The 12286-nt window shown below is 70.3% G+C and carries 13 protein-coding genes, 1 tRNA gene and 1 CRISPR repeat array; of the genes, 6 read left to right on the forward strand and 8 right to left on the reverse strand.

What is annotated here, in order from left to right:
* The first annotated feature begins 25 nt into the window (after window positions 1-25).
* Window positions 26-99: transfer RNA gene (locus FHX37_RS19700), tRNA-Pro, on the forward strand.
* 247 nt (window positions 100-346) lie between these two features.
* A CRISPR array of direct repeats spans window positions 347-1230; the repeat unit is 29 nt; unit sequence GGGTCCATCCCCGCGTGCGCGGGGAGCAT.
* Window positions 1231-1977: 747 nt separating this feature from the next.
* On the opposite strand, the gene FHX37_RS19705 is transcribed toward FHX37_RS19700, so the two are convergent.
* From FHX37_RS19705 to FHX37_RS19720, 4 genes are read right to left on the reverse strand one after another with little or no spacing between them, the layout of a single operon-like run.
* A complete protein-coding gene (locus FHX37_RS19705) occupies window positions 1978-2379 on the reverse strand; it encodes a hypothetical protein (protein WP_141925692.1) in 402 nt (133 codons plus the stop codon).
* Complete coding sequence (locus FHX37_RS19710; protein ID WP_141925693.1) at window positions 2367-2603, reverse strand: hypothetical protein; 237 nt, start codon at window positions 2601-2603, stop codon at window positions 2367-2369. The genes FHX37_RS19705 and FHX37_RS19710 overlap by 13 nt, the downstream gene beginning before the upstream one ends.
* Window positions 2600-2815, reverse strand: coding sequence for a MerR family transcriptional regulator (locus tag FHX37_RS19715; RefSeq protein WP_170181650.1), 216 nt, complete (start codon window positions 2813-2815; stop codon window positions 2600-2602). Before FHX37_RS19715 ends, FHX37_RS19710 begins: the two co-directional genes overlap by 4 nt.
* A complete protein-coding gene (locus FHX37_RS19720; protein WP_141925695.1) occupies window positions 2812-3318 on the reverse strand; it encodes a hypothetical protein in 507 nt (168 codons plus the stop codon). Before FHX37_RS19720 ends, FHX37_RS19715 begins: the two co-directional genes overlap by 4 nt.
* A 183-nt stretch (window positions 3319-3501) precedes the next feature.
* Between FHX37_RS19720 and FHX37_RS19725 the strand changes: the two genes are divergently transcribed.
* The 3 genes from FHX37_RS19725 to FHX37_RS19735 all read left to right on the forward strand — a co-directional run bounded on the left by FHX37_RS19725 (window position 3502) and on the right by FHX37_RS19735 (window position 7517).
* Window positions 3502-4926 carry a helix-turn-helix domain-containing protein gene (locus FHX37_RS19725; RefSeq protein WP_141925696.1) on the forward strand — a complete coding sequence of 475 codons (1425 nt, stop codon included), beginning with the start codon at window positions 3502-3504 and terminating at the stop codon, window positions 4924-4926.
* Entirely contained in the window at window positions 4926-5465 is a 540-nt protein-coding gene (locus FHX37_RS19730) for a flavoprotein (RefSeq protein ID WP_141925697.1), read from the forward strand. Before FHX37_RS19725 ends, FHX37_RS19730 begins: the two co-directional genes overlap by 1 nt.
* 336 nt (window positions 5466-5801) lie before the next feature.
* Window positions 5802-7517, forward strand: a complete 1716-nt coding sequence (locus FHX37_RS19735; protein ID WP_141925698.1) for an ABC-F family ATP-binding cassette domain-containing protein — start codon at window positions 5802-5804, stop codon at window positions 7515-7517.
* Between the two features lie 191 nt (window positions 7518-7708).
* Here the strand turns inward: FHX37_RS19735 and FHX37_RS19740 are convergent, their stop codons facing one another.
* Window positions 7709-8641 carry a serine hydrolase gene (locus FHX37_RS19740; RefSeq protein WP_170181651.1) on the reverse strand — a complete coding sequence of 311 codons (933 nt, stop codon included), beginning with the start codon at window positions 8639-8641 and terminating at the stop codon, window positions 7709-7711.
* Between the two features lie 217 nt (window positions 8642-8858).
* Between FHX37_RS19740 and FHX37_RS19745 the strand changes: the two genes are divergently transcribed.
* A complete protein-coding gene (locus FHX37_RS19745; RefSeq protein WP_141925700.1) occupies window positions 8859-9260 on the forward strand; it encodes a VOC family protein in 402 nt (133 codons plus the stop codon).
* Here FHX37_RS19745 and FHX37_RS19750 read toward each other — a convergent pair.
* Window positions 9253-9936, reverse strand: a complete 684-nt coding sequence (locus FHX37_RS19750) for a helix-turn-helix transcriptional regulator (RefSeq protein ID WP_141925701.1) — start codon at window positions 9934-9936, stop codon at window positions 9253-9255. The genes FHX37_RS19745 and FHX37_RS19750 overlap by 8 nt on opposite strands.
* Before the next feature lie 100 nt (window positions 9937-10036).
* Window positions 10037-10915, reverse strand: coding sequence for a metallophosphoesterase (locus FHX37_RS19755; protein ID WP_141925860.1), 879 nt, complete (start codon window positions 10913-10915; stop codon window positions 10037-10039).
* A 169-nt stretch (window positions 10916-11084) separates the two neighbouring features.
* On the opposite strand from FHX37_RS19755, the gene FHX37_RS19760 reads away from it, so the two are divergent.
* Window positions 11085-11537, forward strand: a complete 453-nt coding sequence (locus FHX37_RS19760) for a GatB/YqeY domain-containing protein (protein ID WP_141925702.1) — start codon at window positions 11085-11087, stop codon at window positions 11535-11537.
* A 271-nt stretch (window positions 11538-11808) separates the two neighbouring features.
* Here the strand turns inward: FHX37_RS19760 and FHX37_RS19765 are convergent, their stop codons facing one another.
* Window positions 11809-12183 (reverse strand): VOC family protein, encoded by a 375-nt coding sequence (locus tag FHX37_RS19765; RefSeq protein ID WP_141925703.1) that lies wholly within the window; start codon window positions 12181-12183, stop codon window positions 11809-11811.
* Between the last annotated feature and the right edge of the window lie 103 nt (window positions 12184-12286).

The following is a 12286-nucleotide window of genomic DNA, read 5'->3' on the forward strand; positions in this document are numbered from 1 at the left end:
TCCGCTACACTGGCCGACGTTGCTTCGGGGTGTAGCGCAGCTTGGCAGCGCGCTTCGTTCGGGACGAAGAGGCCGGGAGTTCGAATCTCCCCACCCCGACAGAGCATTGGCGAGAGAACCTCGCTGGTGAAAGGGCCACCGTCTGGGAAGCAGGACTTCCCAGACGGTGGCCCTTTTTCGTGTTCGCGCGTCACACGTGTGTCCGGCCACGCCGCTTCCGTGACGCGGCGGACCGGCCCGCCCTCGGGCGTCGAGATGCGGAGGCGGAGGCACCCGTGGGTGGACGGCCTGTATCCCACATGCGTGGGGAGCATGTACCGCCATCAAGGAAGAGAGTCTTGTAGGCGGGTCCATCCCCGCGTGCGCAGGGAGCATGAGGGCAGCTCCACCGCCCGCGGACCCAGCCGGGGTCCATCCCCGCGTGCGCGGGGAGCATTGGTTCGGCCGCGGTGCTTACACCACACACCAGGGTCCATCCCCGCGTGCGCGGGGAGCATCGCAGCTGCTCCTGGTGGGCGGCCACGGCCGGGGGTCCATCCCCGCGTGCGCGGGGAGCATTCAGCGATGCGCCGTTTCGACCGGTAGGCGTTGGGTCCATCCCCGCGTGTGCGGGGAGCATCTGAAAGGGAGAAGCGCGAAAACGTCGCGTACTGGGTCCATCCCCGCGTGCGCGGGGAGCATGCGTGGGGCGCTCCGGTGAGCTTCCTCAACGCGGGTCCATCCCCGCGTGCGCGGGGAGCATGGGCCGTCCTCACCGCGGGCGGACCGGTAGTCGGGTCCATCCCCGCGTGCGCGGGGAGCATGGTTTGGCCGAGCTCGATTGTGGACTCCGGTCGGGTCCATCCCCGCGTGCGCGGGGAGCATTCGTTCACCGTTTGTATCGTACGCGCGGCTGGGGGTCCATCCCCGCGTGCGCGGGGAGCATGCAATTTGCAGTGCCCTCCGTGCCGCACAGCAGGGTCCATCCCCGCGTGCGCGGGGAGCATGAGGGCGGCCAGCCCGTCCAGACCCGGGCGGCGGGTCCATCCCCGCGTGCGCGGGGAGCATAAGGCGTACAAGATCTCGCCGGAGACCGCGCGGGGTCCATCCCCGCGTGCGCGGGGAGCATGAGCTCGGCACGTCCAAAATGCAAGCCCAACCGGGTCCATCCCCGCGTGCGCGGGGAGCATGAGGCGAGTGTTGAGGGTGTTCGTCCGGCCGTGGGTCCATCCCCGCGTGCGCGGGGAGCATCCTCTCTGACCTGGTCTTCTAGGTCGCGCGCATGCCCGTGTGTGCAACTTCTGGATATTCGGACATAGCACGCACACCCCTCACAAACGGACCACTGCTAGGCGGCGCGGCATCCACCACCGCGACGAGGCCAGGAGACCACATCCGTCCTCACGACGCACACCCTGCCGACTACGCCCCAGCGCGATCCCGTTGGGACATCGAGGCTGAGAACGCGACCATACTCCCGCCCGTGTGTGTACCCGCTGCCAGCACAGCTCACAGATGACCTCACCCGGCCCCATCCCTACATGCGTGGGGCTCACGCCGCACCAGTGCCGGGCCGGTTGCGCGGGACCGGGTCCATCCCCACGTGCGTGGGGCTCACGTAGATCTCCTCACCCATGGGGGGCGGCCTCCAGGTCCATCCCCACGTGCGTGGGGCTCACCCGTCCTCGAACTCCACCAGCGCGCAGACTCCGGGTCCATCCCCACGTGCGTGGGGCTCACCCTTCGCCACCTGCAACAATGCGTGGCGTTATTCTTTTGCAACCCCACATGGCCGGTGTTCCGGTGAATGCGGTCAGGATCTGACCGTACCGTTCCGCTGCTATCGACACATCCCCATGAGACCACGGAAAACCGACCACTCTCGGATGCCGAGGGGAAGACAGAAGCACCCCGGGGGATGTGGGGGTGTGCGCCGCCACGCACACCCCCCCCCCGTTGCGCGCCCGGTCGAGAAAAGGTACGCGTTCCGTGATGGTTCTATTCCTGGAGTTCGACCGGGATCCAGTCGGTCAGGATGCGCGGGTTGGCATGCCGCACCGGCCCACCTCTGACGGGCCGTACGAGGACGTCACCCTGAGCCGTGCCGGGCTGGGGTGTGTGGCCGGTAACCACGTGCACGGTGGAACCGGCCGCGTGCAGCCGCACCCGCAGTCCCACGGGCCAGCGGCACTGCAGATACGACATATCCCCACCGGAAAGGCGCTCCACCGTGTCCGGGTGGACGGTGACCGTGTGGACATCGCCGATCCTGTCGCTGGGAGCGATCCGTAGCATCCCGTCAGCCTGCTGTGTGACGACATCCCACGGGGTGATGCCGTCGGGCTCCCCGCAGAACCGCACCCACATGCCGGGTTCCCACCCGGGCTCTACTCCTCGCACGGGCCACCACCCCCAGCCTCGCGCTGGTGAGAGATCGCCCCCGTGTCCTCGTCACTTCTGTCGGTGTCGTGGTCCTCCTCGCCGAGCCAGGCGTCCAATCGGTCGCGCAGCGCGAGGATGGTCGCGCGGACCTGGTTGAGCCAGAACGCGTGACCCTCGGTAGCTTGGACGAGCTGCTCCACCAGGTCACGCAACTCCCGGCGCTCCTGCGGGGTGAGATTCACGCCTGGCCACCTCCCTGGTCCTGGTTGGTGGCGGACATCAGGTCCTGAACCTGACCGGGCGCGAACCGGCGGTGCCCGCCCGGGGTAACCAGTACCGGGGCCAGGCGGCCCTCGCGTACCCAGGTGTTGACGGTGGAGGTGGTCACGCCGAAGGCCTCGGCCACATCACCCGGACGCAGCAACGGGGCGGGCCAGGGTGCGGGGGTACTCACCGGACCACCCCCACCGTGCTCTTCTGCTCGCGCTGGGATAGCCATTGCCGCACCAGCGGGGAGAGTTCCGCGCGCACGTCGTCCAGCCCGTCCTCGTGGGCCGGTGGGGCGGAAGGTTCCGGCGCGGGGACGGCAGCGCCACAGGCCGGACAGGCCCCCTCTTCCTCCCGCCGTTGGCGGTGACGCTCGAACTCGGTCACATAAGGCCGCACGGGGCTGTGCTCCTCAGGGTCGAGCAGCTCGGGCTCGGGAAACGCGGCTGAAGGGACCATGCCGCTGTCCATGTCCCGGCAGGGGATCCCGGCCTGGTCGTGGGTTCCACCCCGGGGCGGTGGCACGGTGAAGCGGCGTGCTGCCGCCCGACGGCGAGGCGCAAGCGGCACCGCGACGCGCGGTTCCAGGCGCTGGTAGCGATCCCGATACCGCGTGGGCGGGAACAGGGCGACAGCCAGCATCAGAAGCAGCGTCCACAGGGACGCGAGGGTGCGAATAAACTGGGGCACTGTCATCGACTCCTCATCAGTCGGTGGCCATACCTCCGGGGAGCTCCCACTCTCGCGGAGGTCTTTCTTTGAATTCCCCAACCACGGTGCCGCTGCGGGTAGGGCGTAACCCATCCCTGCGGGATATCTCAGTTAGAGATAATGAGGGTGGTCGCAACGGTTTATGGGAGCGAGGATTCACCAATGGCGGGAAAAGCGTTCGAGCCCATCACGATCCCGTCATGGGCATGGAAGCGGGAAGAGACACGTCGTATCCTGCGAGACCGCGATATGGCTGGTCTCCTGCGGTTCGCCCAGAAGTACGGCGGTGCCAGCCAGACCAAACTTGCTACGGTGACTGGAATCGCGCAGGGGCGGGTGAGCGAGATCATGAACGGTCACAAGAACATGACCGCCTTCGGCGTCATTGAGCGCGTCGCCGATGGACTGGACATGCCGGACCCGGAACGAATGCTGCTCGGTCTAGCTCCGCAGAACCCGGAAATTCGTACTGGGGAAAACGCCTCCACCCCTACCGATATGTCCACGCCCGTTCAGCCGAGTGTGGAGATCTTCGCAGAGGAGGACCGTGTGCGACGACGCGACTTTGTCGGCCTTGCCGGTTCGGCCGCCGTCCAAGCAGCAACGAGACCACCGACCGGTATTGACGCCATCGCTAGGACGCTGACCCGCTATACCTGTGCCTCCTCCACGTCTTCACCGCACACCACCGAACGCATCGACCTTCGGTCGCTCGTAACTGCTGTGCATACGGCGAAATCCGACTACCAGGCATGCCGACACTCCAACGTAGTCGCACGGCTACCAGAACTGCTGGGCCGACTGGAAGCTGCGGTCAGCAACTATGACGGCGATTCGCTAATGCGTGTGCGCGCGCTCCAGGCCGAGGCGTACCACACCGCCGCCAGCGTCCTACTGAAGTCCGAGGAACGCGGCCTTGCATGGCTGGCTGCCGACCGGAGTATGCGAATGGCCGAGCGTAGCGCGAGCCTCGCAACCATCGGAGCTAGCGCCCGGGTCATTATCCGTGCCTTGACGAAGGATCGCTGCTATAGGACAGCCACGGAACTGGCCACCACGACGGCCGAACGGGTCGAGCAGGAAACCGACAATCCTTCGTCTGGATCACTCTCGGTATACGGGGCACTGTTGCTCAGCGGATCCATCGCCGCAGCACAGCACGAAGACCGGAGACAAGCCTACGCGCTGCTCGACGAAGCGGAAACGGTCGGTCGGCGCCTGGGAGGCGACCACAACCACCACTGGACCGCCTTCGGGCCGACAAATGTCCTGCTCCATCGGGTCAATGCCGCCGTCACGCTTGGCGATGCGGGAAGCGCAATCGACTACGCGCGTCGTATCCACCCTGACACCATCGATGTCATGGAACGCAAGGTCACTCTGTTCGTCGATGCGGCCCGTGCCTACAGCCAGTGGGGCAAGCTCGACAAGGCTTACGAGTCGCTGGCGGCGGCGGAACAGTTCGCCAGCGAGGAACTCAGCGTCCGCCCCGATGTCCATGACCTCATCAACGACATCGGAACGCGGGCCTCCGGGCACCTGAGCAGCAACATCACCGGCCTCGCCCACAGAGCTGGACTGAACTGATGCGGGAGGGCAAGACGCTGTACGTGGTGGTCTGCGCAGCGGGCCCTGCCGATGACGTCGCAACGCTCATCAACCAGGCCCACCAGCGCGGATGGACCGTCCAGGTCATCGCGACCCCGCAAGCGCTCGCCTTCATCAATACCGATGCCCTGCACGAGCAGACCGGTCGCGTGGTACGCAGCGCCCACGGTGGCCCCCGCTCACCCAGGGCCGACGCGATCATCATCGCCCCGGCCAGTTTCAACACCATCAACAAGCTTGCTTGCGGGATCGCCGACACCTACGCGTTGGATGTCGTCAACGAGGCGATCGGTCTGGGTATCCCGCTGGTGGTCCTGCCGTTCGTCAATGCCGCCTACGCCAGACGCGCGCCGTTGCTGAACAGCGTTGCGGAGCTACGCGCCGAGGGCGTCTCGGTCCTCCTCGGCCCGGGCGGGTTCGAACCCCACGAACCGGGCGGAGGGACGGAAGCACGCAGCCGGTTCCCGTGGAAGCACGCCCTGGACACGCTGGACGACCGATGCGGTCCCGACGTGTGACGGTTAGCAGCCGAGACGCGGAACCGCGGCCTCGGCCTGTCGTTGTCCGCATCCGAGCGGCACGTGCGTAGCGCCGTTCTCCGGAGGGCGCGTGGGTGTTCGGGACGAGTCCGGCAATCCCCGCTCCGTCCGCTGCGCGGGGCTTGCACTAATTCCCTTTCCGGCCGTCGGCTCCGGTGGATAAGCTGTCCCGCGTGTTTACCGCTTCCTTGAGGCTCCGTCCCCGCGCCTGACGGCGCGGCACTGAGCCTTTCCCTCGTGTGTCCGCCGTCCCGGTAGTCATGCCGGGCGGCGCGTTCGTGCTGTCCGGCTCCGCCGCGACACGTGGAGCACACCATGGAAGCACTTCCCTCCCGCGGCCGGCTGTCCGGCCGCCCAACACACGAACTTCTCTCCGAACTGAGAACGGCGGGGCGACTCCCGGCCGGTGCGAGCGCCCACATCCGCGCTCGCGGTATCCGGGTCGTCCTCGGCGGCAGCCCCGTCCTGTCCGACGTCGACGCCACGATCTCCCACCGGTCGCGGATCGCGCTGGCGGGTGAGAACGGTCGTGGCAAGACGACGCTGCTGCGCGTCCTCTCCGGAGACCTCGCACCCGACGACGGCCGGGTGGAACGTGCGGGCACGGTGGGCGTCGTCCACCAGTCGCTCGCCTCCGGCGACGGTGAGACCGTCGGAACCCTGGCGGCCGCGTCGGTGCGCCTGTCCCACATGGCCCTTCGGGCGCTGGACCGCGCCACGGAAGGGCTGGAGAACGGGGACGAGGGCGCGGACGCCCTGTACGCGGAGGCGCTCGACGCCGCCACGCGGCTCGACGCCTGGGACGCCGAACGCCGGATCGACGTCGCCCTGGAAGGTCTCGGAGCGTGCACCGACCGGGACCGGGAACTCGCCACCCTGTCCGTCGGCCAGCGTTACCGGGTGCGGCTGGCGTGCGTATTGGGCGCCAACCACGACATCCTGCTGCTGGACGAGCCGACCAACCATCTCGACTCCGGCGCGCAGGAGTTCCTCGCCGCGCGACTGCGGTCGCACCCCGGCGGTCTGGCGCTCGTCACCCACGACCGCGCCCTCCTGCGCGAGGTCATCGACGAGACCCTCGACCTGGACCCGAGCATGGACGGACGCCCCCGGTTGTTCCCCGGCGGGTACGAGGGATGGCAGGAGGGACGCCGGCGCGAACGCGAACGGTGGACCCACGAGTACGAGGCCCAGCGGGCCGAGCACGCCAGGCTGGCACAGGCGGCGCAGGAGGCGCGGAACCGGCTCTCCACCGGCTGGCGGCCGGACAAGGGGACCGGAAAGCACCAGCGCCAGTCGCACGCTCCCGGAGTGGTCCAGCAGCTCAGGCGCAAACAGGAGGCCCTGGAGGCGCACCGGATCACGGTCCCCCGGCCACCGATGTCGTTGCGGTGGCCGACCCTGCCCACCAAGAACGGAACGCCCCTGCTGGGGTGCGACGGGGTGAGCGTCGCGGAGCGCCTGCACGCACCGGTCTCCCTGGAACTCACGGGCGGTGACCGCCTGCTCGTCACGGGGCCGAACGGGGCGGGGAAATCGACGCTGCTCGGGGTCCTGGCCGGCGAGGTCACCCCGACGACCGGTTTGGTGCGCAGGGCCGGCGGCGCCCGGATCGCGTACCTGTCCCAGGAGGTCCCGTCCTGGGAGGAGAACCTCCAGGCGCACGAGATCCACCGGTCGTACACCCAGCGGCTCGTCTCCCGGGGCGAGGTGTCCGAGTCCGAGGTCGTGTCCCTGGGCGGTACGGGGCTGTTGGACGCCGAGGCGCTGCGTACGTCGGTCGGGCGGATGTCGGAGGGGCAGAAGCGCCGCCTTCACCTCGCGCTGTGCCTGGCCGAGCGGCCCGACCTGCTGATCCTGGACGAACCCACGAACCACCTGTCGTCGCTGCTCGTCGACAAGCTCACGGAGGCACTGCGCGGCACACCGGCCGCCGTCGTCGTCGCCACACACGACCGCCAGATGCTCGCCGACCTCGCTGCCTGGCCGTCCGTGGCCGTCGCCGCGGCGTCCGGAGAGTCCAACGGGTGACCCGAGGGCTCCGTCGCCCCCGCCCGGTTCGGGGCGGGGACGTGTCGGAGTGCGCATCGGCTGCGCCCCCCGATGCGGGGCACCCGGTCGGAAGGAGAGCGATCCTCCCGTCCGGGGAGCACGTGTGATTCCGGGGGCGGGGCGCGCGGAAGCCGGGGATCCCTCCGCGCGCCCCGTACGGGACCCTGCGTTCACTCCGCGGCGGTGTCGAGGGCGTCGACGACCTCGCTGGCGACGTGTTCCACCCGGGCGATCCCGGAGGAGTAGTCGCGGTGGTGGCCGGACAGGACGACGACGAGGTACTCGCGGTCCTCACCCACGATGTGGCCGGCGCTGTTGACGACCCAGCGCCCCGAGTCGGCCCGCCAGGGGAGCCATCCGTTCTTGAGTTCCACCTCCTCGCTCGGGCCCGCCGCGGCGGAGACGCCCCACGACTGCCCGGGCGCGACGTCGGCGAGCAACTCCCGCGCGTAGTCCTGGCTCGCCTGTGTCAGGGGACTGTCGTCGGTGACCAGTGCGCGCAGGACGCGCATCTGGTCCGAGGCCGTCGTCGTCCTGACGCCCCACCGGGCGTCGCCGCTGGGTCCGCTGCGCTCCAGCCCCAGAAGGTCGTGTCCCTCGGCCATCGCCTCGGCGGCGCCGACACGGGTGTAGAGCTCGTCGGTGTCGCCGTTGTCACTGGACCGGATCATGGCCGAGGCCAGGGAGCGTTCCCGTCCGGTCAGCGCGCGGTCCTCCTCCTCGGCCCGCAGGAGCAGCAGGAACAGGATCTCCAGTTTGACCAGGCTGGCGGTGTGGAAGGCGCGGTGCTTCCCGTAGCTGTAGGTGAGACCGCTGTCCGCCTCGCGTGCCACCACGGACATGCGTCCCTCGTGTTCCGCCGTGTGGCGGTCCAGGAGGGTGGTGACGCGTTCGTGCTGCTGGCGGTCCAGCCCGGGCCCGCGCTGCGCGGCCGGGTCCGCGGAACCGCTCGGGCCCGCGGAGCCGGTGGGGGAACTGGATCCTCCGCAGGCGGCAGCGTTGGTGAGGAGCGCGGTGGTGGCGAGGAACGCCGCCACCCGTACCGCGCGGCGCGGGTGGCGGCCGTAGCCGCTCGGGGAGTTGCGCCGACGTCCGTTGCGCACGGCTCTTCCTCCGGAATCGCGGCCCCGTTTTCCGGAGGATTGCCGCGAATCCGGAAACAAACCGCATCTTCCGGCAATCGAATGGTCAATTCCGTGTGCGGGGAAAAGTTCCTGACCGTCCGGTCCGGCTAGGTTTCCCGGCAACGGCGGCCTGTACCGCCCGGGCGTGTCCGATCCGTTCAAGACACCGTCCGCGCCCCGGCCGTAGCCTGCCGGCATGACACCATCGTTCGAACTGGTCGGCCTGGTCGCGGCCGACATGGGCGCTTCCCTGGAGTTCTACCGCCGCCTCGGCCTCAGTATCCCGCCCGAGGCGGACACCCAGCCGCACGTGGAGGCGGAGCTCGCCCCCGGCGTGCGGCTCGCGTGGGACACCGTCGACACGGTCCGTTCCTTCGACCCGGACTGGGAGCCGCCGAAGGGCGGTAGCCCGCGGGCCAGCCTGGCGTTCCGCTGCGACAGCCCGGCAGAGGTGGACCGCGTGTACCACGAGCTCGTGGGGGCCGGTTACGAGGGGAGCAAGGACCCCTGGGACGCGTTCTGGGGACAGCGCTACGCCGTGGTCCACGACCCGGACGGCAACGGTGTGGACCTGTTCGCCGCGCTCCCGGCTACGTGACCAGAGCGCTGGGAGATAGCCCGCTGTGGGAGCGGACCTCCCGCACCAGATGGGCCTGGTCGGAGTAGCCCGTGAGCGCAGCCACCCGGACCCACGGCACGCCGCGCCGCGCCATGTCCAACGCCTCGCACATCCGCAGGATGCGGGCCAGGGTCTTCGCGCCGTACCCGAACGCGGCCAGGCAGCGGCGGTGGAGCTGACGCTCGCTCATCCCGGCCCGCCGCGCCAGAGTGGACACCGGTAGGCCGGCGCGGGCGCCCCTGGTGACGAGCCCGGCCAGCGGGTCCGTCGGGCCGCTGGCACGCAGCAGGTCCGCGGCGAGAGCGTCCAGCAGTCCCGCCGGCGCCGTGGAATCGGCGGCGCGCTGCGTCAGGGACCGGACCCGGGCCTCGGACCAGATGTCGGACAGCCGCACCCGCTGGTCCCGTAGCTCGTGCGCGGGTGTGCCCAGCGCGGCGGGCGCTGTTCCCGGTGGGAAACGCACCCCCGTGTAGCCCGTGTCCGGGGTGCTGTCCACCAGGTGCGCCGTGGTGTCCGGGCCGGCGACGAGGAACGCCTCACCGGTCCATACGAGGTCCATGCACCCGTCCGGAAGCACCCGCAGGGGCGCACCGGCGGGAACCGTGGCGTGCCAGACGACCGCGCCGGGCAGGCACGCCGGCCTCTCCTCGTACATGCCTCCAGTATCGCCGACCGCCCGCCGTTCGTCCCGTGCTCGCCCGTCTTCGCGGCAGGCCGCGGGTTCCGGGAGCGCTCCGGCCGGCGGTGGGTGCGCGTTACGGGGCGGCGACGAGGTCGATCAGGCTGGCCTCGGGCCGGCAGCAGAACCGTACGGGGGCTGTGGGGGAGGTGCCCAGCCCGGCGGAGACGTCCAACCAGGCGTCCCCGTAGCGGTGCAGGCCCCGGGCGCGTCCCCGGTCGATCCCGCAGTTGGTGACCAGGGTCCCGAATCCGGGCAGGCAGAGCTGTCCGCCGTGGGTGTGCCCCGCCAGCAGCAGCTGGTAGCCGTCAGCGTCGAACCGGTCCAGGTTGGCCGGTTCCGGGGAGTGCAGCACTCCCAGGCGCACGTCCGCCCGCGCGTCGGCCGGGCCGGCGACGGCGTCGTACCGGTCCAGGCCGATGTGCGAGTCGTGGATCCCCGCCAGGGCGACATTGTGGGACTCCGTCGCGATCCGGCCCGTGTGGTTGTTCAGGTCCAGCCAGCCGGAGTCGCGCAGCCGGGAACCGAGCTCGCGCCACGGAAGGTCGGGTTCGGGGCGCTCGGAGTAGTCCTCGCTGCTGTTCCGCCACAGGTACTGTGCGGGGTTCTTGAACCGCGGCGCGAAGAGGTCGTTGGAGCCGTAGACGAAGGCTCCCGGCCGCCGCAGGAGCGGACCGAGCCCCTCCAGGAACGTGTCGACCGCTTGCGGGTGCCCCAGCGCGTCTCCCGTGTTCACCACGAGGTCGGGGGCGTAGGCGTCGAGACCGCGGACCCAGTCGACGAGGGCCCGCCGCCTCGGGGTCAGGTGGGTGTCGGAAAGGTGCAGCAGGCGCAGCCGCGGGCTCCCGGGCGCCAGCAGCGGCAGTGTGTGGTGGCGCAGTCGGAACCAGTTGCGTTCGACGAGCGAGGCGTACCCGAGCCCCGCCGCCGCGGCCGTTCCGGTGAGCGCGGCCATACGTCCGGCGGCGCGCAGGGTGCTTCCCAAACCCGGTCACCTCCACAGTTCTCGTGGGTCCGATGGTGCCAGATGTCGGGCGTCGCCACTGCCGGACCGCGTCCCGGGCGGCGGTGTCCGCGCGGGAAAAGGGTCGGCTCCGCCGGGGCGCACGCCGTATGATCGCGGCATGGCCGAACTGAGAGACCGTCTCAAGACCGACCTCACCGCCGCGATGAAGCAGCGGGACGAGGTGCGGGTCCGTACGTTGCGTATGGCGCTGTCCGCCGTCTCCACCGAGGAGGCGTCCAAGGGGAGCCAGGAACTCGGCGACGACGAGGTGGTGACACTGCTCACCCGTGAGGTGAAGCGGCGGCGGGAGGCCGCGGAGGCCTTCGACGCCGGCGGCGGCGGCGCGAAGGCCGAGGCGGAACGTGCCGAGGCGGACGTGCTCGCGGAGTACCTCCCGCGCCAGCTCACGGACGCCGAACTCACCGACGTCGTCTCCGCCGCCATCGCGGAGACCGGCGCCAGCGGTATGGCGAGCATGGGCCAGGTGATGAAGGTGGTGACGCCCCGGACGACGGGGCAGGCCGATGGCTCGCGGGTGGCCGCCGAGGTGCGCCGCCAGTTGTCCGGCTGAACCGTTGTGCCGGTCCGGCCGGACAGCCCGGTGAGGGCCTGGCCGGCCGCCGCGGGGCGCCTACAGCGCGGCGCCGGCCGCCGCCCCGGCCCTCCGGAGACGACGTTCGGCGGCGGCCGGTGCGACGCTGCTCCGGCTCGGCGGCGACGCCGGGATGAACCGCGTGTCCGCGCTCACCCGGATCGGACCGCGCTTCTCCCGCCACCGCGGGTCGGGAACGTCGCCTGCGTGTCCTCCAGCCGGGCGCGGTCCTCGCCGTCGGCGAGGACCGTCACGGCGGGTCGATGCGGGTCTCGAGCAGGCAGAACTCGTTGCCTTCGGGGTCGGCGAGGACGCGCCGGGACTCCTCCCCGGTCCGACCGGTGTCGACGGGGGCGGCCCCGGCGGCCAGGAGGCGTTCGAGCTCGGCGCCATGGTCGCGGTCGGTGGCGCTGACGTCGATGTGCAGCCGGAGTTCCCCGTTCTGCCCGTCGTTGCGGCTGAGGACGATCGTCGGCTGCGGGCCGCCGGCCCCGTCGCGCGGCCCTATCTCGATCTCGCCCTCCTCGCGGTCGAGCACTGCGAAGTCCAGGACCTCGCACCAGAACCGCGCCATCCCCTCGGGGTCACGGCAACCGAGCACGAGCCCACTGATACGGCATGCCATTGACGACACCTGCTCTCAGCGTGGGAACCGTCGGGGCGGCCAGCGGGTCGCGCGGGCTCCCCGCGGTGCGGACACTCCCGGAACCGTACCGGGAGAGGCGATC

It is taken from the genome of Haloactinospora alba (genome assembly GCF_006717075.1).
GTDB classification, from domain to species: domain Bacteria; phylum Actinomycetota; class Actinomycetes; order Streptosporangiales; family Streptosporangiaceae; genus Haloactinospora; species Haloactinospora alba.

Coding starts and splice junctions, on each gene's coding strand:
- FHX37_RS19725 (WP_141925696.1), top strand. CDS start 3,502: ATGGCGGGAAAAGCGTTCGAGCCCATCACGATCCCGTCATGGGCATGG.
- FHX37_RS19730 (WP_141925697.1), top strand. CDS start 4,926: ATGCGGGAGGGCAAGACGCTGTACGTGGTGGTCTGCGCAGCGGGCCCT.
- FHX37_RS19735 (WP_141925698.1), top strand. CDS start 5,802: ATGGAAGCACTTCCCTCCCGCGGCCGGCTGTCCGGCCGCCCAACACAC.
- FHX37_RS19745 (WP_141925700.1), top strand. CDS start 8,859: ATGACACCATCGTTCGAACTGGTCGGCCTGGTCGCGGCCGACATGGGC.
- FHX37_RS19750 (WP_141925701.1), bottom strand. CDS start 9,936: ATGTACGAGGAGAGGCCGGCGTGCCTGCCCGGCGCGGTCGTCTGGCAC.
- FHX37_RS19755 (WP_141925860.1), bottom strand. CDS start 10,915: ATGGCCGCGCTCACCGGAACGGCCGCGGCGGCGGGGCTCGGGTACGCC.
- FHX37_RS19760 (WP_141925702.1), top strand. CDS start 11,085: ATGGCCGAACTGAGAGACCGTCTCAAGACCGACCTCACCGCCGCGATG.
- FHX37_RS19765 (WP_141925703.1), bottom strand. CDS start 12,183: ATGGCATGCCGTATCAGTGGGCTCGTGCTCGGTTGCCGTGACCCCGAG.